Genomic DNA, 541 nt, shown 5'->3' with positions numbered 1-541 from the left:
GGTTATACTGTGAAGACGACATTCGCCGAAAATTCGAATTTCTCAACTAAGAGAACTCACAAATTTTACCTTAGCCTGATCACCACCAGTGAAAGTGGCCATCAGTCTATCTTTCTATCACATACCCAAATTTTTAAAGAACGATCTAATCAAAAGACTAGAAATCAATATTCAACTCGAATATTCATTTCTAAACTCTCAAACTTTCGAAGCAGTTTATGGTGGAGCCAAGCGGGATCGAACCGCTGACCTCCTGCGTGCAAGGCAGGCGCTCTCCCAGCTGAGCTATGGCCCCATAACAAAATTGGTGGGTCTGGGCAGATTCGAACTGCCGACCTCACCCTTATCAGGGGTGCGCTCTAACCAACTGAGCTACAGACCCAATTTCGAGCTTGTAACTGCTAGCTGTGAGCTATCAGCTTGGAGCTTAAAGCTGCTTCTATCGTCTTCTTCAATGAATCAAGCAATTCGTGTGGGAACTTATGGAGCAGCTGATGTCGTCGATTAAGGAGGTGATCCAGCCGCAGGTTCCCCTACGGCT

The 541-nt window shown here is 46.0% G+C and carries 2 tRNA genes; both read right to left on the bottom strand.

Annotated features, from left to right (window positions below):
- Positions 1 to 219: 219 nt before the first annotated feature.
- Positions 220 to 295 (bottom strand) — tRNA-Ala (locus CAF80_RS28420).
- Positions 296 to 305: 10 nt separating this feature from the next.
- Positions 306 to 382: transfer RNA gene (locus CAF80_RS28415), tRNA-Ile, on the bottom strand.
- Positions 383 to 541 lie beyond the last annotated feature (159 nt).

The sequence above is a fragment of the Pseudomonas sp. B34(2017) genome (genome assembly GCF_002112915.1).
Classification (GTDB): domain Bacteria; phylum Pseudomonadota; class Gammaproteobacteria; order Pseudomonadales; family Pseudomonadaceae; genus Aquipseudomonas; species Aquipseudomonas pharyngis.
Note: the sequence above shows the minus strand (reverse complement) of the source record. Positions and strands in the feature narration are given on the sequence as shown.